At 66.6% G+C, this 17,329-nt stretch carries 22 protein-coding genes; 8 read left to right on the top strand and 14 right to left on the bottom strand.

The window, feature by feature from the left end; translation table 11 throughout:
- Window positions 1–201: 201 nt before the first annotated feature.
- From IE321_RS11335 to IE321_RS11325, 3 genes are read left to right on the top strand one after another with little or no spacing between them, the layout of a single operon-like run.
- Window positions 202–720, top strand: coding sequence for a DivIVA domain-containing protein (locus IE321_RS11335; RefSeq protein ID WP_190222711.1), 519 nt, complete (start codon window positions 202–204; stop codon window positions 718–720).
- Window positions 713–934, top strand: coding sequence for a hypothetical protein (locus IE321_RS11330; protein ID WP_190222710.1), 222 nt, complete (start codon window positions 713–715; stop codon window positions 932–934). Before IE321_RS11335 ends, IE321_RS11330 begins: the two co-directional genes overlap by 8 nt.
- Window positions 931–2,289, top strand: a complete 1,359-nt coding sequence (locus IE321_RS11325; protein WP_190222709.1) for a peptidoglycan-binding protein — start codon at window positions 931–933, stop codon at window positions 2,287–2,289. The genes IE321_RS11330 and IE321_RS11325 overlap by 4 nt, the downstream gene beginning before the upstream one ends.
- A gap of 14 nt (window positions 2,290–2,303) precedes the next feature.
- On the opposite strand, the gene IE321_RS11320 is transcribed toward IE321_RS11325, so the two are convergent.
- A complete protein-coding gene (locus IE321_RS11320; protein WP_190222708.1) occupies window positions 2,304–2,618 on the bottom strand; it encodes a hypothetical protein in 315 nt (104 codons plus the stop codon).
- Between the two features lie 184 nt (window positions 2,619–2,802).
- On the opposite strand from IE321_RS11320, the gene IE321_RS11315 reads away from it, so the two are divergent.
- Complete coding sequence (locus IE321_RS11315; protein ID WP_190222707.1) at window positions 2,803–3,021, top strand: hypothetical protein; 219 nt, start codon at window positions 2,803–2,805, stop codon at window positions 3,019–3,021.
- 119 nt (window positions 3,022–3,140) lie between these two features.
- Here the strand turns inward: IE321_RS11315 and IE321_RS11310 are convergent, their stop codons facing one another.
- On the bottom strand, window positions 3,141–3,353 hold the full coding sequence (locus IE321_RS11310; RefSeq protein WP_190222706.1) for a hypothetical protein: 213 nt from the start codon (window positions 3,351–3,353) through the stop codon (window positions 3,141–3,143).
- A gap of 520 nt (window positions 3,354–3,873) precedes the next feature.
- Between IE321_RS11310 and IE321_RS11305 the strand changes: the two genes are divergently transcribed.
- Together IE321_RS11305 and IE321_RS11300 are read left to right on the top strand one after the other, a co-directional pair.
- A complete protein-coding gene (locus IE321_RS11305; RefSeq protein WP_190222705.1) occupies window positions 3,874–4,785 on the top strand; it encodes a hypothetical protein in 912 nt (303 codons plus the stop codon).
- Entirely contained in the window at window positions 4,782–5,285 is a 504-nt protein-coding gene (locus IE321_RS11300; RefSeq protein WP_190222704.1) for a TMEM14 family protein, read from the top strand. The genes IE321_RS11305 and IE321_RS11300 overlap by 4 nt, the downstream gene beginning before the upstream one ends.
- Before the next feature lie 413 nt (window positions 5,286–5,698).
- On the opposite strand, the gene IE321_RS11295 is transcribed toward IE321_RS11300, so the two are convergent.
- The 6 genes from IE321_RS11295 to IE321_RS11270 form a co-directional block, all read right to left on the bottom strand.
- Window positions 5,699–6,316 (bottom strand): hypothetical protein, encoded by a 618-nt coding sequence (locus IE321_RS11295; protein ID WP_190222703.1) that lies wholly within the window; start codon window positions 6,314–6,316, stop codon window positions 5,699–5,701.
- Window positions 6,317–6,450: 134 nt separating this feature from the next.
- Window positions 6,451–6,819 carry an ASCH domain-containing protein gene (locus tag IE321_RS11290; RefSeq protein WP_190222702.1) on the bottom strand — a complete coding sequence of 123 codons (369 nt, stop codon included), beginning with the start codon at window positions 6,817–6,819 and terminating at the stop codon, window positions 6,451–6,453.
- Entirely contained in the window at window positions 6,816–7,928 is a 1,113-nt protein-coding gene (locus IE321_RS11285; RefSeq protein ID WP_190222701.1) for a hypothetical protein, read from the bottom strand. Before IE321_RS11285 ends, IE321_RS11290 begins: the two co-directional genes overlap by 4 nt.
- A gap of 78 nt (window positions 7,929–8,006) precedes the next feature.
- A complete protein-coding gene (locus IE321_RS11280; protein ID WP_190222700.1) occupies window positions 8,007–9,185 on the bottom strand; it encodes a methyltransferase domain-containing protein in 1,179 nt (392 codons plus the stop codon).
- Window positions 9,186–9,192: 7 nt separating this feature from the next.
- Complete coding sequence (locus tag IE321_RS11275; RefSeq protein WP_190222699.1) at window positions 9,193–9,339, bottom strand: hypothetical protein; 147 nt, start codon at window positions 9,337–9,339, stop codon at window positions 9,193–9,195.
- Between the two features lie 253 nt (window positions 9,340–9,592).
- On the bottom strand, window positions 9,593–10,147 hold the full coding sequence (locus IE321_RS11270; RefSeq protein WP_190222698.1) for a hypothetical protein: 555 nt from the start codon (window positions 10,145–10,147) through the stop codon (window positions 9,593–9,595).
- A gap of 276 nt (window positions 10,148–10,423) precedes the next feature.
- Between IE321_RS11270 and IE321_RS11265 the strand changes: the two genes are divergently transcribed.
- Window positions 10,424–11,530 carry a helix-turn-helix domain-containing protein gene (locus IE321_RS11265; protein WP_190222697.1) on the top strand — a complete coding sequence of 369 codons (1,107 nt, stop codon included), beginning with the start codon at window positions 10,424–10,426 and terminating at the stop codon, window positions 11,528–11,530.
- Between the two features lie 57 nt (window positions 11,531–11,587).
- Here IE321_RS11265 and IE321_RS11260 read toward each other — a convergent pair whose 3' ends face one another.
- From IE321_RS11260 to IE321_RS11245, 4 genes are all read right to left on the bottom strand, one after another.
- Window positions 11,588–12,091, bottom strand: coding sequence for an Lsr2 family protein (locus IE321_RS11260; RefSeq protein WP_190222696.1), 504 nt, complete (start codon window positions 12,089–12,091; stop codon window positions 11,588–11,590).
- A gap of 73 nt (window positions 12,092–12,164) precedes the next feature.
- Entirely contained in the window at window positions 12,165–12,488 is a 324-nt protein-coding gene (locus tag IE321_RS11255; protein ID WP_190222695.1) for a hypothetical protein, read from the bottom strand.
- 6 nt (window positions 12,489–12,494) lie between these two features.
- On the bottom strand, window positions 12,495–12,959 hold the full coding sequence (locus IE321_RS11250; protein WP_190222694.1) for a hypothetical protein: 465 nt from the start codon (window positions 12,957–12,959) through the stop codon (window positions 12,495–12,497).
- Window positions 12,956–13,468: a helix-turn-helix domain-containing protein gene (locus IE321_RS11245; protein ID WP_190222693.1), complete on the bottom strand. Its 513-nt coding sequence runs from the start codon at window positions 13,466–13,468 to the stop codon at window positions 12,956–12,958. The genes IE321_RS11250 and IE321_RS11245 overlap by 4 nt, the downstream gene beginning before the upstream one ends.
- 141 nt (window positions 13,469–13,609) lie before the next feature.
- Here IE321_RS11245 and IE321_RS11240 point away from each other — a divergent pair, with 141 nt between their 5' ends.
- Window positions 13,610–13,900, top strand: coding sequence for a hypothetical protein (locus IE321_RS11240; protein ID WP_190222692.1), 291 nt, complete (start codon window positions 13,610–13,612; stop codon window positions 13,898–13,900).
- Between the two features lie 470 nt (window positions 13,901–14,370).
- On the opposite strand, the gene IE321_RS11235 is transcribed toward IE321_RS11240, so the two are convergent.
- Window positions 14,371–15,798, bottom strand: a complete 1,428-nt coding sequence (locus tag IE321_RS11235) for a recombinase family protein (protein WP_190222691.1) — start codon at window positions 15,796–15,798, stop codon at window positions 14,371–14,373.
- A 32-nt stretch (window positions 15,799–15,830) separates the two neighbouring features.
- Window positions 15,831–17,153, bottom strand: coding sequence for an ATP-dependent DNA ligase (locus IE321_RS11230; RefSeq protein ID WP_226652503.1), 1,323 nt, complete (start codon window positions 17,151–17,153; stop codon window positions 15,831–15,833).
- Window positions 17,154–17,329 lie beyond the last annotated feature (176 nt).

Below are 17,329 nucleotides of genomic sequence, written 5' to 3'. Positions count from 1 at the left end.
TACTGCGTACCTGCCTCCCCGGCTCCCTAGCGGTCGCCGAGGCGGTCGGACCAGGCCGGATGCACGAAGGGTTCGCGGCCGACGGGGCGCAACGCTGGGCGAGGTAAAGCCGAGCGTACCGCGATCCTCAGAGCCGTCAAGAAAGTTGATCAAACAGATCCGAACACTTTCGAACTCGATAACTGAACACGGAGAGGATCGATGCTCACACCCGCAGACATCGACAAGAAGCAGTTCGGCACCACCCGGCTCCGGGAGGGCTACGACCAGGACGAGGTCGACGACTTCCTCGACCGGGTCTTGGCCGACTACCAGTCGGCGCTCGCTCGGATCGCCGAGCTGGAGGCCGGCGTCGTCCGCCTCCGCGCGGACCTGGCCACGGCACAGCGGGCAGCCGACAGCGTCACCACCGCGGTCATTCCGGTCCCCCCGGCGGCGGGTGCCGAGCGCATCCTGGTCGCCGCGCAGCGCACCGCCGACCAGGTCGAGGCCGAGGCCAACGTCGAGGCCGGCAAGATCCGCGCCGCAGCCCGAGCCGACGCCGACAGCGTCAGGCAGGCCGCCGAAGCCGACCGCCAGACCATCCTCAACCGGCTGGAGACGGAGCGCGCCGAGCTGGCCGAGAAGATCGAAATGCTCCGGGCTCGCCGCGCCAACTACAAGAGCTGGCTGCGCGCTGCGCTCTCCAAGATCGAAGAAGAGGAGGGCAGCGATGCGTGAGGACGACATCGACGCCGCGACCGAGGGCCTGATCGCTGCCGGCTTCAGCAACGAACAGGTCATGGAGATCGTCGAAGGTCTCGCCGAGGAGGAGTGGGCGCCGCCTACCGGTCACCGCCTCCGCGACACCGGGAACGGCCCGACGGTCTCGTACGAGGAGGCCCTGCTCCGCGAGTGCTTCGGCGAGCTCGACGAGGAGGGGGTGTACCGGTGAGCGTCGACACGATGATCGCGAAGATGGAGTCGATCCTCGGCACCGCCGGACGCCCCAACGTCGTCACCAACTGGTACGCCGACCGGCAGGGCGAGTACTACCGCCGGGCCCCGTGGTGCGACATGACCATCACCTGGGCGGCCTTCACCTCCGGCAACTACAACGCCGTCAACGGCGGCGACGACGACGCCTACACCGTCTGGCACGCCGGCGAGTTCAAGGACCGCGGACAGTGGCACACCGGCACCGAGGGCATCCGGCGGGGCGACATCGTCTTCTTCGACTGGGACGGCTCCAACTCGATCGCCGCCATCGACCACGTCGGCATCGTCACCGACGTCAACGGCCGCGACATCCTCACGATCGAGGGCAACACCGACGACCGGGTCGCACGCCGCGTCCGGCACGCCGACTCGATCGTCGGCTACGGCCGCCCCGCCTATCCGGCAGCGGCGACCGGCACGAACACCTACACCGTGAAGGCCGGCGACACCCTGTCGAAGATCGGCAAGACCGTCGGCGTCCGCTGGCAGGACATCGCCACCCTCAACGGCCTCCGCACCCCGTACGCGATCAACCCCGGTGACGTACTCCGGCTGCCTGGCCGCGCTTCCGTCCCGCCGCCCCCTGCACCGGAGGTGCCCGTGCCTGCTGAAGTCCGCCTGTCCAACCTGAAGTGCGGCGCGAGCAACGACGACGTGAAGGACTTCCAGCGGGCCCTCAAGAGCAAGGGCTACGACCCCGGCCCGATCGACGGCGTCTACGGCGACCGCACGAAGGCAGCCTGCACACGCTTCCAGAAGGCCCAGGGCTGGACCGGAAGCGGCGCCGACGGCATACCGGGGGCCCAGACGGTGGCCGCGCTCGGGCTCCGCCTCGTCGGCACCAGCACACCGCCCCCGGCCTCGACCGGGGAGCCCGCGCACGTCTACACGAGGACGACCTACGGCGGGAAGAAGGTCAACCAGCGCACGAAGGTGATGCTCGAAACCGCCGCCGTCGACTTCGGCCGCAGCCTCACCCTCCTCCAGGGCAGCTACAACGCGGGCGGTGTCGCCGCCAGTGCCGGGACGCACGACGGTGGCGGTGTCGTCGACATCTCCGTGTCGGGCATGTCCTCGGCGCAGCGCAACGAGCTGGTGCAGTGCCTGCGCCGCGCGGGCCTGGCCGCCTGGCTCCGTGTCCCGCCCGCCTTCGACTACCACATCCACGCCGTCGCCATCGGGGACAGGGAGCTGTCCTCGGCGGCGAAGAGCCAGATCGCCCAGTGGGCGGTCGACCGCGACGGCCTCGCCGCCCGCGGCCCCGATCCCGCGCCGGACCCTTACCCGGCGTGGACCCGGCAGTACCGCTGAGGCTCTAGCGGTTCTTATCGAATCAAGGCGAGAAGGTCGTCCACGCCCGTGATTCCCAGAAGCGTGAACGACGCTACGGCAATCCCGAACACCGTCGTCCAGTAGGTCGCCCGGGAGATCTTTTCGCGAGCGACCTCGTCTTGCAGGTGGCTGCCGATCACCCCGAACAGGGCTCCCCCGCCAGCCAGCGAGCCAATTATCACAACGCCCCTCATCGGCTCCTCAACGGGCAAAGCCCCAGCGGCATGGATCTTGGCAGCCAGGACAAAGCCTGCGGCCACACCGAAGAGGAGCCAGGCGATCTCTGCGTTCTCCTGGTTGTTCGACACGTTCCCCCCAATCACCTCACCCCCCGCTGGAGGGCGCGCACCGCGCATCACAAGGTACTCGGTCAGCCCCAACTGCCGTGCTTCAAGCTGGCACTTGAGCTGCTCCCGTCATGTAGCGCCCTCCCTGACTGTCCATCGGCCAACGGCCAGATGGCCTGAAGGAAACGCCCCAGAAGGGATCACCATGAAGGACTCCACACGGCGGACGATCCGCACGGTCTTCCAGACCGTCGTCTCCGTCGCCGCCGGTATGCCGCTCCTCCTCGACGCCTCCGGCATCCCGGAGACGGCCCCCGGTGTCGGCGTCATCATCGCCGTCGCCGCCGCCGTCACCCGCCTGATGGCGCTGCCGCTCGTCGACGGCCTGCTCCCGTCCTTCCTGAAGAAGGACGCCGCTGTCTAGCTAGGAGGTGATCCGGTCTCGTGCCGGGTCGCGCCCGGCAAAACTGTGCCCCCCGACTGGTACCACTCCGGTACCGGCCGGGGGGCCTTTTTTGCGTTTCGGGGCCTGCCCTTGAAGGGTCAGTACATGGTGGGCGGCTTCCGCCGGATCTGCCACATGTTCTTGTGCTCGCGCATGATGGCCGGGCGGTCGGCCGGCGGGGCGCCGCGCATGGAGACGTGGAACGTCCAGGCACGGGTGGCACGGTCGATCGCGAACATGGCCAGCAGGACCAACGCGAAGGTCGGCACCGGATAGCTCTGAAGGAGCTGAAACGTCGTTGAAGTACTCACGTATTCCTCCCAAGGTACGGGCGCCTTCGAAGAGAGGCGTCTCCGTACGGGAGGGCGCCGATCCCAACGAAGGCAGGTCAATTCCTGCCAAACACGACCGCCCGCTGGTCGTGTCCCCACGCGATTCCCATCCACGCGGGTACTCGTTGAGACCGGATGACACTGGTCACCGAAACTCAGGGTGTTGCATTGGTACTGCGGGCTTCCGGTGTCGGCTTATTCCGTTCACCGTTTTCAGTTGGGCCGTCCGGCCCTGTGCTCCCCCAGAGATCATCCGATCTCTGCGAAGCACCCGTTCACCCTCAGGGCTTGATAACTGCGCCCTGTCGAGTGGTAGTCAGAAACACCCGTCACTGGGCTATCTGACTTGGGAACACCGTAGCCGCGCGCCACGCGGCAGCACAAACCTGCTGCTCAGAGCGGGGGTTGCCGTCGTGGTAGCCACCCAACGGCCGGATCGTCTCTGTTGACATCAAGGGGCATCCGGTACCGTCGAGTCAGCCAACGGGAGGGGGTGACTGTGGGTATACGTAGCCGGCTAGACCGGTTGTGTCGCGCCATCGCGGCGAACGCAGGCGTGATGATCGTGGGCCGCCCCTTCGGTAGTCGCTGCGCCCAAGCGGCGCCAGAGCATGACGCTGCCGTGGTCCCGCATCCTGCAACCGCGTCCGGCGGCATCACCAGCGCCCAGGGAAATGCAAATCAAATGGTCGGCGGCACCACGTTTCACATGCAATATCCTGGCCTAGAGACTGGATTCAATTCGAGCGTATCCCGTCTTCGCTATTTCAATAACGGCCACCTGTATCCCCATACAGAAAGCCTGGATCGCGAATCGACCCAGAAGCGGGACCTGCCGGCAAATTGGGTCGAGATCATGGACAAGTTGGAACCGGCCGATCGCGCTAAGTTTGCAGAGTGGCTTTCCGTCCTCTCTTCTCCTCACCCGGAGAAGACGATTCACGGCTCGACCCAAGAACAGCAACTCCCGGCAAACTGGGATGACTTTATCGGCAAGTTGGAACCAGCCGATCGCGCCAAGTTTGAGGGGTGGCTTTCACTCCTTCCCTCTTCCCACCCCGAGGGAATGGATCACGAGTCGGCCCAAGCGTTTCAGTTTTCACCCGACTGGTTCAGTCGTCGCGATCGAATCGCCCTGAGGTTGGCCAAATCGATCTTCCGCTTCCGCGGCACGCACCCTTACATTTACCACCCCTCCTACCTTGGGCAGGCAGGGAAAATCTTTGAAGGCATGCATGCCAGTTCCGGGCCCGAGCTATCGAGAGCGGAACTGGCAAATGTTGCCAGCTCCTCAGAAGGGTCCATCGATCACGCACTAGCCATGATGTTCATCCGTCTCGGGCCTCCGCCCGAGCCGACCGAAGTTGACTACGCGCCCGCCTCTAACGGCGGTGGAGGGGCCCAGCAGTGACCACGGAGGACCAGGGGACCCTCCCCGCTCCCCAGACGCCTGGCCAGGACCCCATCATCTCGGCCGGCTTGCAGATCGCGGCAAAGTGGGGCGCCACCCTTGATGCCGCGCAGTTGGAAGTTGCGCTCAAGGGGTTGGAGCCTCAACTTCAACGTGAGCACAAGGAGCGCATGTTCCGGCTGAAGATGCAGCAGGAGACTGCCCAGCAGGAAGTTCAGGCTGCCCGAGAACGACGCGAGCATAAGCGGTACATGGCCAGCCTCATTGCTGGAAGCACCGTCGCCGTCGCAATGCTCGGCGCTGGCGTATTCGTGGCCAAGGACCAGTGGTGGCTGTCGATCCTTCTGTGCGGTCCCAGTCTCCTGGCTCTGGTGAAGGTCTTCGTCCTGCGTCGCAGCGACGAGTACGACATGAACGCGGTCTCCGTGGCGATGCGGAGGACGATGAACGCCGCCGGGCAGGCACAGCCTCCCCAGCCGCCTGCCCCGCCGGTGGTTTGAGATATGTTCCGACGTATGGAAGCGCCCCCTGGTTCAATCCAAGGGGCGCCTCAACACAGCTGACACCACGAGTTCAACCTCAGTAGCATCTGAAACTAAAGTACTGAGAACGTGACTTGGGAGACCTCGTGGAGGAGTACCACTCGGCACCACCCGGCCTCCGGACAGCTCCGGTGGACTGCATTTGCCTGAAGGCGCGGTGTGGTGGAGCGATTGTTTCGGAAGACAGCCAGACGGCGTGCCCCCACCATCGCAGCGACCCTCACGAGGAGCACCACCTGGCCGACAGATGCCCCGGCCCCCTCCCGCTGAATAGCAGGGCCAGCCGGAGGATGGCGGGATTCTTTGCGTGGGTGCGGCGCGTTGGGCGTGCCGCGAGGTAGCACGGCATCACTCGCGGTCGCTGTCAGCTCTTACCCGAAGAAGAGGCGCATCGATGAGATCACGTTCCTCGTGTGCGCATTGTGGAGATCCATGGCCATCGTCTGCTGCATCAGCATGCTGTAGCTGTAGCCCTGGAAGCTCTGCATCGTCTTCATGGGGTTGGTGACCGCCGAGCAGACCATGCAAGCGAGGGAATTTACGCGGTTGTCCCAGCCGACGCTGCCAAGGTTCGTGTAGTCGCAGTAGAGGTTGACCGACGAACCGGTGCCGTTGTCACCGTCGTAGTAACGGACGGTGACCCAGGGGTGGCACGTGCCGGCCGCCGCCGCCGCAGCGGCCACCCGGGTCTGCTTGGGGAGGGAGACCCCCCACTTGCTCGCGGTGGCCTTCGCGGCCTCGGTGGAGAAGCCGCCCATGGCAAGCAGGTCGATCTCAGCCTCGCGCGCGGTCGCGAAGCAGGTCAGTTCACCAGCGCCCTTCCCGTCGTGGCAGTGGGTCTCGCCGATCTCCTCCTCAAGGGCGGCCAGAGTGGTTGCGCCTCCCTTGTACTCGACAACGGCCGTACTCATTCCGGTTTGCGCGCCGGCGGTGCTGGCAGAAGCCGAGGCTGCCGGAAGGGTGAACAGGGTCAGCATGGCCGCGACCACGCCCAGGATTGCACGGGCTCTCAACATTCGCTCAGAGTAAGAGACTTGAAGGCATGACAGCCAGACATCCGGTGCCTGAGAAGGCTGATCTGTCAGGTCGGGTCAGCCCTTGGACCGTGCGTCGTGCCGCTTCCTCACACGAGGCCCGTGCTGAGTAGCTCGATCTTGATCGCGAGGACGCCCAGAGCTTCCTTCTCGGGCGGGTAAATCGCCCGGATGTTGGCGAGCTGCTGCTCTCGGCTGGCGGTCGGGTTCACGTTCGCCGAGCCCTCACCGTCGAGGAGGGCCTCGAAGTTCGAGTACTCGGTGACTCGGAGCACCGACACGTCGCACGTCCTGTCCGTGCCCTTGACCCCGAATCGGATCGTGTCGCCCTTGGCAAGGTTCGCAAGGTGCGGGTACTTGACCCGGACCTCGATGGTCTTCTCGCCGGCCGCGACGAGCCCGAAGTAGTTCGGGTAGAGGTGCAGCTCGTAGACATCGGCCGTGGTGCTGTCACTCATGGGACTGGAACGCTCCTGGTAGTCGGTTCGGTCATCAGGCGCCCAACTTCAGCCGCCGAGTAGGCACGGAAGAAGTGTCGGGGGTCGGAGAGGAGGATGTCGGTCATTCCCAGAAGCTGGTCGGCGTACTCGGTGCTGCTTCCAGGCCACTGGCGGGTGTCGAGCATCCAGGGGGCGGCACCATCGGGCAGTGTGGCGCCGCGCTCGCGGATCAGGGATTTCGACAGCTTGGCGCCGGTGTCGGTCACGATCTGCGGGCAGAACAGGCGGGCCGGCGACTGCCCTCCGGTGAGGCCCGCGGCCCGGAGTGCCTCGTCGACGAGCTGGGAGCCGAAGACCCAGTCGCCGCCCTTCACCATGACGTAGAGCGCCCCCTGGTCCTCGGCCAGGCTCAGCTCCTTGACGAGGTTCCGGTACAGGGTGGCCAGGTCGAGGTAGCCGCCAGAGGTCGGCGTGATGGTGACCGCGTACGGACCGTGGTTCATGCAGACCGCGGTGACTTCCGCCTCGTCGGTGGAGACGAGGCGGGCACGGGTCCGCTCGGCATGCTTCTCGGCCCAGCCGCAGTCGGCCTGAGGGCAGGGGACGCGGAGGTGCGGGGTGCCGGTGGAGGGGTCCAGCCACCAGCGGGTGGCGTCGATGCGAGGCAGAAGCCGGAGCCAGGTGCGGCGGTAGCGTTCGCTCGCCTGCTGCTGCGTGTACGTCTCGATGCGGTGCGGGATCCCGAGCCGCCGGGACAGGGCGGTGAAGAGCGGCTGGTACAGGGCGTCCACGAGATCGCGCAGGGCCGGCTCACCGAGCACCTGCGCGTAGGCACGCTGGTACACGCTGCCGGTGAGCAGGTCGTGCGCCAGCTCGTACGGGGCGTTGTCGAGAGCGCTGAACAGCACCTCGGTGGGGTAGCCGAAGCGGTCGCCCAGTCGGGCCGCCATGGCGAAGGCCAGGGTCTGCACCAGGGAGGTGCCCAGGTGCGGGGCGCCGTTTATCTGGGTTCCGACCACGAGGACGATCCGCTCGGGCGGGCAGCTCAGGATGCGCGGTGCTAAGACGTCCTCGGCGTGCGTCAGGGCGTTGGCGAGGACCGTGTTCGGGGAGACGGGGTGGGACATGGACTTCCCCCTCCTGTAGGGGCTCGGTATGGGAGGCCGTCCCGGAGTCCCCACCCTCCGGGACGGCCGGCGCGCTGTTCAGTGGTGCGGGATCAACGCCACGAGTCGGTCCGGGGTGTCCAGCCAGACCGTCTGGCCGGTCTTCCCCACCGTCAGGCCGAAGCGGTCGAAGCCCGGCGTGCCGTGCTCCTGCCACCAGTCGTACGCGCTCTCGATCTCGTCCCAGAGTCGCCGGGGCCCGGCCTGAACGATCTCGAAGTCGTCCGCTCCGGGCTCGTAGTCGGCGGAGGCCCACGACTTCGTGTCCAGGCTGTAGACCCAGAGCGTGTACGAGCCGTCCTGGTACCGCTCGGTGCGCCAGAACGCTCCCGCGACCAGGACGCCGACGGCGAACTGCTCGATCCACCCTCCGACCCTCGCCGGCGACAGGGACGTCTTGCTCATCACCCCACCCGCGGGCCACGGTTCGCCTCGGAGGTAGAGGTGGTGGGGCGGGCGGTCCGGACGCTGCTGTCGCATCCGCATGAAAGCGCTGCTGCGGGTGAAGCGCCCTTCAGCCACTCCGCTCTCCCGGACCGTGAGGCGCACGACCCCTTCCCCGCCATAGGTGGGGCCCCACGGGGCCACGATGACGCCGCCGGCCCGGGTCTGCTCGACCCATTCGTACGGGACGCTCCCGACGGAACAGGTAGCGATCACACGGTCGTAGGGCCGCGGCCGGGGGTGGCCGCGCCGACCATCGCCCACGACGAGGTTCGGCTGGATTCCGAGAGCGAGCAGGTTCGCCGCCCCGTCCCGGGCCACGTCGGGGTCGTACTCGATGGTGGTCACGTTGGTCGCCCCGACGCGGTGGGCGAGCAGGCCCGCGTTCCATCCGGTACCGGTTCCGATCTCCATGACCTGGTGCCCGAGCTGGACGTCCAGGTCTTTCAGCATCGTGAAGACCATCGTCGGCAAGGAGTTGGAGCTGGTCGGCGTGATGCCGACGTCGTCTCCGGAGTGTCGGCCTTCGTCCCACTGGGTGGTCAGGGGGATGTCGGAGTACACCGCCTCGAACCAGCGCTCGGGGTCGTTGGTGCGGTCGATGGCAGCGGCCTGCTTGGTACCGTCCGCGATGCCCGGCCACACCCGAGTCGGCAGGAAGACGTCACGCGGGACGGCATTGAACGCGGGCAGCCAATCGGATTCGATGGTGCCTTTTTCGAGGAGGACGGAGGCGAGCCCCTTCAGGCCCGCCTCCCTCTTGCCGTTGTCCACCTGCGCCCTACTTGCCGCTCGTGGGGCCGGAGCCGTCGGAGGTGTTGCCGCCCTCGTCGGAGCCACCCCCGCCGTGCTTGGCGCCGCTGCTGGAGTCGTCCTGCTGGCTCCCGCCGGACCCGCTGCCACTTCCTCCGCCGTGCTTGCCGCTCATCCTGTCTCTCCTTTGCTTCTCTGGTGAGACCGCCCCTGCGGGTGCAAGGGCGGAGGCTTGGGGGCCGCGCCGCCGGGTCAGATGGGGCTGGCCCGGGGGCGCGGCCGGTTCAGGGGGAAGACCTGGCAGCCAACCGGCGGCGCCTCATGGGCTTCTCCGTCCGCGGTCCTGGGGGTCTAGGAGATACGAAGGTAGAGGGCCGCCCCTGCCGCGCCGACTGTGACGACCATCAGAGCCAGCGTGACCCTGTGGATCAGCGGCCGGGCGCGTACGGCGGCGGCCCGAAGGTGTCGAGCGAGGACGACAGTCGCTCGATGGGCCGCCACACGTCGACGAGCCCGCTCACGACTGCGGTCCTCCCGTTGCCGAAGCGCAGGGTCTTGATCCCGACCTTGGGCGTCGTCATATCCACCACCCGGTAGTAGAGCCCGGGGCGCACCTGATAGAAGTCGCCGATCCGGACACCGTGCGCCTCGGTCGACTCTTCCCTCGTGCCGGGCGGCTCCGTCGGGCCGCCTCGGTGCAGGTTCGCGAGTCTGGCCCCGATGACCGCGCTGTCGCGCAGCCAGTTGAACGCGTAGTGGGTGGCGGACCCCGCGTTCGGTCGGCGGGAAAGTTCGAGCAGCAGGTACACCTTCTCGACCAGGGCGCGCACCTCGGGCCTGTTGTCCCATACGAACGTCACCAGGCGGGACAGATTCCGGATCATCATCCGGACCTGGTCGTCAATCTCGGCTCGGGTCGACGTTCCCACCCTCATGCTGCCGACGTGCTGAAGGTCGGTGAGAATGATGCGCGCCTCGTCCACGAACACGTTCCTCGGACTTGCACCGTTCGTCACGCTAGTCATCACCCGCTTCTCCTCGTCTGCCCGTCAGGGAGGGGGCTGTATCCAGGGCTCTTCACGGCCTCGCCGGCTGTGCTTAACCCGACGCACCCAGTCGCTCTTCGTGGCGTCTTCGCTACTGAGGGCTGAAGCATCCCGAGAGCGCAGCTCCATCACTAGGGGCATCTCTAGGGGCAAGTTGATCCGGGTCAGCAGAGGTTGACCGCGTAGGGGCAGCCTTAGGGGCAAGATGGGTCTATGAGCGTTGGGGCCTTGATTCATGACCTACGTAAGGCCCGAGGATGGTCGCAGGGACGTCTCGCTACCGAGATCAACGAGGCGTTCGGCACAAACATCGATCGGGAGTACGTAAGCCGCTGGGAGCGTTCGAAGGTAGAGCCCGGAAGCTTCTACCTTCGATGTCTGTCCGCCGTCCTGGATGTACCCCTAGCCGTCCTTGAGAGCGAAATGAAGCGTCGCACGTTCTTGTCTGACGTGGCCGGCACGGCCATAGCCCCCGTCGTGGCGTCGGATCTGCTGGCTGCCGGCTTCGGTGCCCGTCTGCGCGGCGGCCCAACAACCGACGACTGGGAGGCAAAGCTGGCGAACTACGGAACCGAGTACATGAGCCTGGGTGCGGCGGATATCCAGCGTCGCGTGTCCGGCGAGCTCGTCATCGTGCAGCAGCAGCTCGAACAGCCACAACTCTGGTCAGTGGGCGCCCGCCTCATGACTCTCTACGCCAAGACGTTCCCGGGTAACGACGGCAGTCGTGCGGTCAACTGGTACCGGCTCGCAGCGGAAGCAGCCGACCGATCGGGTGACGATCAGACGCGCGTCTGGGTCCGTGGACGGGCTGCGATTGCACTGGGGTACGAGGGAGCGTCCCTCGGCGTCGCTGACCTGCTGGCAGACCAGGCCATGGCGATCAGCGAGAAGCCGTCCCTCGGTCTCCTGAACGCGATCATGGGCAAGGCACACACCGCGGTCCTACGCGGCGACCACCCGACGGCGCGTCGCCTTCTCGAAGACGGAAGGCGCATCTTCGATGCCGCGGGGTCGCATGAGCAGACTTCCGACTACGCGGTGCCCTGGTGGCGGATGAACGTGTTCATCTCCCTGCTGGCCGCCCGCCTGGGAGACGAAAGGACAGCCGTGGAAGCCCAGGAAGCAGCCCGCCGAGAGCTGCCAGCTTCACTGCCCCGGTTCGCCACTCACCTCGAAATGCATCGAGGACTGATGCTGGCCCGGTCGGGTGACCGAGCAGGCGGCGTCAAATACGCCCGCACCGCCCTCAACGCTCTCCCTCCCGACAAGCACTCGCTGACCCTGCGGCTGCTGATGGCGGAGGTGGAGGCTTCATAGCAGGAGGGGCCCCCTACGCCGATCCGGCGAAGGGGGCCCGCGCATGCTCCGCGACGCCTACTCGGGCTTCGGGTCTTCGGGGTTGTTCTTGACGTAGATCTCTTCGAGGGCGCGGGGGACTTGGCCGCGGTCCTTGACCTCGTGGCCGGCGCCGCGCAGCCACTTCTTCGCTCGGTGGCCCCACTCGGTCAGTTCCCTGCTGCTGCCGCGGGAAGTGCGGCCCGCCGGCGCCGGGGACTTCGAGGTCGCCGTCACCAGGCGGGCCTTGTCGGCGAAGGGCGCGATGGCCTTGAGGTACGCCTTGACGGAGGCGGGTCCCAGGTCGATGACCGCGGTGTTGAAGATGTAGGGGCTGCCGCTGTCCTCGTCGGCGTCCTCGTCCTCGACCGGGATCAGCATTCGGATCTCGACGACGTCCTCGACCGTCTTCTCGTCGTAGTCGTCCACTCGTTCCAGACGGGCGTAGGTCGTCAGGGTGAGGCCACCGATCGTGGTCACGGCCTCCTCGACCCCCGGCTCGTCCTTCTGTGACTCGTCGACCTGCACCACTCGAATGGACATATACGCGCCTTCCCCGGTGAGTATGAGCGTCTCACTCGATCCTATTGCGGCCCTATATGGGGCACAACCGCGGTCACCTGTGACGGGAGAGGCGATAGATGGCATATGTGATGCCGAGGATGAGGTCGACCGCTGCCCACAGGGCGATGATGATGCCGATGCCAATGGCGGTACCGGCGTTCTCGGCGTCGTTGCATGCCTCGCGACTGAGGGTGCCGCAGTCATCCGGGGTGCCGGCGCCGGACTGAGCGCCGAAGAGGATCCACAGGATGAAGATCACCTGGATCGCGAGGAAGACCCACAGGAAGACACGGCGCGGCTTGCGCGGCTGGGCGGGCGATTGAACGGGAGGGGGCGGCGTGGGGGTGTTCCACTGGCGTCCGTTGTCGGTTGCCATGGCTGCTCACTTCGGAGTGATGACGGAGACTGATTCGCATCCCAGGGTCAGGTATCCCTCACGGATCACCTGGAAAGCGTGTTCGCGGACCTCCAGATCCTGGCCGGCTGCCTTGGCGGCCAGACGGGCCTTGGGTGTGTCGGCGTTGATGAACTGCTCATACAGGGGACACAAGACTTCGCCCGTGACCTCACTCTGTATGCGCTCGATATCCTGCGCCTGATCGCGTATGGCTATGCCGATGATGATGATGGCTGCCAGCGCCGCCAGAAGGAGGGCGAAGCATGCGCTGAGGGCGACGACGATTCGGTGCTGCCTCTGCTGCCGCCCCTCCAGTCGGCTGATACTGATCCCGGACTCTTGGGCTATGGACTCCATAGCCGTGATCAGCCGCTCAGCCTGGGCGATCAGACGGTCGGTCTGACCTGTCGGTATGTCGCCGCTCTCACCATTGCCATTGTCGGTTGTCATGTGCCGGATTCCCTGTCTGGATTCAGCAGTTGCCCTAGGGCTTCCACTGCTCGCTCCGTGCGCTTCAATGCCTCAGCGAGTGTCTCCTCCGATGTGGCCCCATCCATGGTATCCCTTGCCTTCAATGCCTCCAATGCTGCGAGTAGAACCTCCTTATCCCTTTCCCTAGTGAGCTTCTTATTGACAAAGCTTTCGATTATGTCGCGCTCCGCCTTCCTCTGTGCGGAGTCATCCGGGAGCGGGAGTCGCTCGACACCGGCGATCTGCTCGGAGACCCGGCCGGCCGTGACGGCCAGGCGGAGGCGGTCGACCTCGAAGAAGTCTGCGATCTTCTGAGCGGCATCATCGCTCGGGAACATGCCGCTCTTCCACTTCGTCACCTGCGGATTACTCACGCCTGCGAACGTCGCCAACTCGGTTTGGTTTTTGCCTGAGTTGGCGATACTGCGCGCCAGCCACTCGCCCCAGTAGTCCTGATCTTCTCGCTTCTTCCGTCTCTGAGGCTTCATGGTGGGGCCTTCCCCTTCGGAGGGGCGCATCGGGACCGTGCCTGCCCTGTGGATGTGGCCCGAGCGCTGGAAAGGTACCTAGGGTTCGGGGCGCCATCTCTCATGACGCCGCACTTTTCGCAAGTGCCTACCACGCCAACGGTGGCCCGAAAGCAACTGAGAGTCAACCCTTTGCCCGGTTTGCAACCCTTCCTGATCAGCCAAATTGCCCATCCTGAGGGTGATGTGCTGATGTTAAAAGATCTTGTCGAGTTGATCAGTGAGCATGGTTACCTGACAGTAAAGAAGATCTTGAAATTCTCTCTTGAGGGGGGTTGCATACTGGGCAAAAGAGGCGCAAGATTACCCGAAGAGCAAGTCGGACAGACCGGGACAGACCGGACAGGAAGACTCTTCAAGCTCTGGGACATGTGGACCCCCAATGGCGGTTAGTACCCCCCGACACAGCCGGGTTTCGCCTCCACCGACAGGGCACCGCCCCTCACTCCTCCGCAAGGAGGACGCCGCAAGGCGTTCCACAGAAAAAACCGGCAGCGCGGAGCAGTGCGCCCCCTGGTGGCAACGCATGAAGCTCCTCGCGAATGATCAACAATGTCGACGAGCGGACGCCCCGCCTGGCGCCTCCCCGAAGGGGAGAGTGTGAAGCGGGATGCACCTGAAGGTTGCTGCCACGAAAGGGCCGCGAGGCCCCGAGCGCGATGGCCGTCGATCCCATATTGCTCTTGCGAGCGGGGACCTATTCGGGTCCCCGCTCGACAAGCAGGGCCCCCGCAGCATGAAAGGAGGGGGCTCAGATGACGAACGAACAGCGTGCAGCCCTTAGGTCCGCTGGCATTCGTGCGGCAGCAGACGCGCCATCCTTGACCGATTCCGAAGTCAGGGGTATCGCCCGCGTCCTGGCGTCACACGATGTGAATCCGGCTCTCGTAGTAACTGGCGTTCCTGATGCGCTTGTCGGTCTTCCCGACAACCAGCCGGCGGCTGCCTAGCGCGTATCGCACCATTTCCCTCTGCACGTCTATCGACCCGTTGATCCAGGCGCTCTTGATCGCCTGAACCGCACGCGGGACCCTGGGAGACGACGCGGGCACGACTTCCATCCCCTCACGCAGTTGCAGCAGCCTCCTCTCCACGGAAGCTGTCGCCTTCTCGTACCGCTCAAGAGTCATGGCGCCTCGCAGCAACTTCTGGTCGAACAGCTCCACCAGCTCTTCCAGTCGAGATACCTCCGCCTCGGTCTCGCGCATACCGGCCTCCACCTCCGCTATGCGGGCAGCGTGGGCCGGGTCAGTGAGGCGGGCGATCACGAACCGGCCGATGAACTCTACGAGCGGTGCCTCCAGGATGGACACCTGGCCGCATCCCTGGCGACGGTCACAACGGTAGGCGGGCGAGGATCGCCGCGAACCGTCAGCGTTCCGACCGTTGCCCGCAGACAGGAGGGTGCCCGTCATACCCTGCCCGCACAGCTCGCACTGAGCGATGTTCGTCAGCATGCGGCGCCGTTGCGGCCCCCGGCTTCGTCCAGCGCGCATCGCGCAGATCATCTCGTGATCTTCTTCGCTGACGATGGCCAGGTCCGGACGGCGAGCGACAACGACACCCTTGTGCGTGATCAAGCCAGCGTTGATGGGGCGAGTAAGGATCTTTCCTATGTTCGCGAATCCGTCGAACTCTCGCCCGTACGAGCCGGTCAGGCCTGCCTCTCGCCATTCGATCTGTATCTGCGCGAACGTTTTGCCGTCGTGCACGTGATCGTGAACGGCCTGTGCCAGGTACTCGCGCTCCCTCTGCACCTGCTCTTCCGGCACCGCCTGGTCGCCCTTCCCCTGGAACCCGAAGCGACGGAGACCGCCGGGCATAATCCCGGCCTTCCGACTGGCTTCGATCTTCCGCTTCTGACGGCGAGAGGTGGCTGATACTTCACGCTCCGCTGCTGCGGTTTCGATCCGAAGCCGGAAGCGGTCATCGGGGTTGGTGAGGTCGTAGGAACCGAAGCAGGAGATAACCTCGTAGCCTCGCGAAGACTCGGCCATGTCGATCAGGCGCTCAAGGTCTCGCGGCTGTCGCATCAGGCGGTCGACGTTCCAGACGATGCAGCCGTCGGTGATGCCGGCCTCGAACCGCTCGATCAGCGCTTCCCAGTCCGGGCGGCGCACGTTCCGCCGCCACGCCGACTTGTTCGGATCTTGCAGGATCCGCCCCACCGTGATGTCTCGCCGCTTCGCTTCCGCCTCGGCGTCACCGATCTGCCTGTCGGTCTTCTCAAGGCTCCCGTCGGGGGCCATCGAGATTCGCGCATATATGTCATAGATGCCCGACTTGTCCATTCTTCCATGATGCGCTTGTTTCCATGCTGTGCTCAAAGGTCCGTGAGCCCCTTGAAGGTCTTCCCCACCATCGCGAAGCCTCCGTCCGCCGTGCGGGCGCCGAGGTGCAGGTTGGAGAGGTGGCCGGTGCGGCGGCCGTGGCCGCGTTCGACGGCGAGGACGACGAGGTCGACCGTGTGCACGGGCTTCACCTTGAGCCAGGTGCGGCCGCGCCGGCCGGCCACGTAGGGCGCGTCGAGCGCCTTCACCAGGACGCCTTCGTGCCCCCGGGCCAGGGTCTCGGTGAAGAACCGCTCCGCGGCGGACCGCTGCGCGGGGTCGTCGGGCGCGGTGACCTCGACGCGGCGCACCCGGCGGTCCGCCGGGAGCAGCCGGGCGAGGACCGCGTGCCGCTCCCGGCCAGGGCGGTCGACGAGGGCCTCGCCGTCGGCGGCGAGGACGTCGAAGAACACGGGGGCGAGCGGGAGCGCCGCCCGGGCGCCGCCGACGTCGGTCCGGGAGCCGACCCGCCCGGCGATGGACTGGAAGGCGGCCGGACGGCCGCTGTCGGGGTCGAGGGCGATCAGCTCCCCGTCGAGGATGTACGACTCCGACGGCGCCTCCAGGGCGACGGCCACGACCTCCGGCAGCCGGGCCGTGATGTCGTCGAGCGAGCGGGTGTGCACCCGCACCCGCTCCCCCTCGCGGTGCACCTGGATCCTGATGCCGTCCAGCTTCTCCTCCACCGCACAGGGTCCCAACGCCTCCACCGCCTCGGTGACGGAGCCGGCCGTGTGCGCGAGCATCGGCTGCACCGGCCGGCCGACCCGGAGGGTGAACCGGTCGAGCGCGGACGGCCCCTCCGCGAGCACCGCCCGTGCCACCGGCGGCAGCGCTCCCTCCAGCATCACGGCGCGCCGCAGGTCGCCGGCGGGCACGGCGGCGGCCTTCGCCACTCCCTCCAGCGCGACGGCGTCGAGCGCCCCCTGACGGACCTCCCCGGAGAGCAGCCGCACCAGCAGCTCCTGCTCCTCGACGGTGGCCGCGGCGAACAACTCCCCCACCCTACGCGCCCGTTCCGCCTGGGCCCCGGGCCCCGCCACGCCCGCGAGCGCGTCCAGGGCGGCGTCCACCTCGGCCAGTGTCAGCGCCGGTTCGACGACCGGGGGCACGGCCGGCGGAACCACCCGCTTGAGCGTGCTCCAGCCGACTCCGATCCGCCCCTGGGGCAGCCGCCCGGAGAGGTAGGCGATGACGAGCGGGCTCTCCTCCGGCGTGGCCTCCGCGAACAGTTCGGCGAGCAGCGCGATCTTCCGCGACCGCGCCGGGGCGGCGGCGACCTGACGGGAGACCTCCGCGACACGGGCCAGCAGCATGCCCCCATCGTCACCGTCCGCCCCCACCGGCGCACCCGCAGCCGCCTCAGCCCCAGTCGCGCCGCTCGCCCCAGCCGCCGCCTCCGCCCGTCCGGCCGGGCAGCGACCGCCGGAGCCGGTCCAGCAGCCCGGGCCGCCGAGTCCCCGGAGCCCGCGCCGCAGCACGCCCCGGCGGC

Origin of the sequence: Streptomyces hydrogenans (assembly GCF_014656075.1) — a bacterium.
In the GTDB taxonomy this organism is placed as follows: Bacteria; Actinomycetota; Actinomycetes; order Streptomycetales; family Streptomycetaceae; genus Streptomyces; species Streptomyces hydrogenans.
Note: the sequence above shows the minus strand (reverse complement) of the source record. Positions and strands in the feature narration are given on the sequence as shown.

What these genes read in the sequence shown, in the direction of transcription:
- IE321_RS11335 (WP_190222711.1), top strand. Translation starts at nt 202, where the DNA reads ATGCTCACACCCGCAGACATCGACAAGAAGCAGTTCGGCACCACCCGG.
- IE321_RS11330 (WP_190222710.1), top strand. Translation starts at nt 713, where the DNA reads ATGCGTGAGGACGACATCGACGCCGCGACCGAGGGCCTGATCGCTGCC.
- IE321_RS11315 (WP_190222707.1), top strand. Translation starts at nt 2,803, where the DNA reads ATGAAGGACTCCACACGGCGGACGATCCGCACGGTCTTCCAGACCGTC.
- IE321_RS11290 (WP_190222702.1), bottom strand. Translation starts at nt 6,819, where the DNA reads ATGAGTGACAGCACCACGGCCGATGTCTACGAGCTGCACCTCTACCCG.
- IE321_RS11285 (WP_190222701.1), bottom strand. Translation starts at nt 7,928, where the DNA reads ATGTCCCACCCCGTCTCCCCGAACACGGTCCTCGCCAACGCCCTGACG.
- IE321_RS11275 (WP_190222699.1), bottom strand. Translation starts at nt 9,339, where the DNA reads ATGAGCGGCAAGCACGGCGGAGGAAGTGGCAGCGGGTCCGGCGGGAGC.
- IE321_RS11265 (WP_190222697.1), top strand. Translation starts at nt 10,424, where the DNA reads ATGAGCGTTGGGGCCTTGATTCATGACCTACGTAAGGCCCGAGGATGG.
- IE321_RS11260 (WP_190222696.1), bottom strand. Translation starts at nt 12,091, where the DNA reads ATGTCCATTCGAGTGGTGCAGGTCGACGAGTCACAGAAGGACGAGCCG.
- IE321_RS11255 (WP_190222695.1), bottom strand. Translation starts at nt 12,488, where the DNA reads ATGGCAACCGACAACGGACGCCAGTGGAACACCCCCACGCCGCCCCCT.
- IE321_RS11250 (WP_190222694.1), bottom strand. Translation starts at nt 12,959, where the DNA reads ATGACAACCGACAATGGCAATGGTGAGAGCGGCGACATACCGACAGGT.
- IE321_RS11245 (WP_190222693.1), bottom strand. Translation starts at nt 13,468, where the DNA reads ATGAAGCCTCAGAGACGGAAGAAGCGAGAAGATCAGGACTACTGGGGC.
- IE321_RS11235 (WP_190222691.1), bottom strand. Translation starts at nt 15,798, where the DNA reads ATGGACAAGTCGGGCATCTATGACATATATGCGCGAATCTCGATGGCC.
- IE321_RS11230 (WP_226652503.1), bottom strand. Translation starts at nt 17,153, where the DNA reads ATGCTGCTGGCCCGTGTCGCGGAGGTCTCCCGTCAGGTCGCCGCCGCC.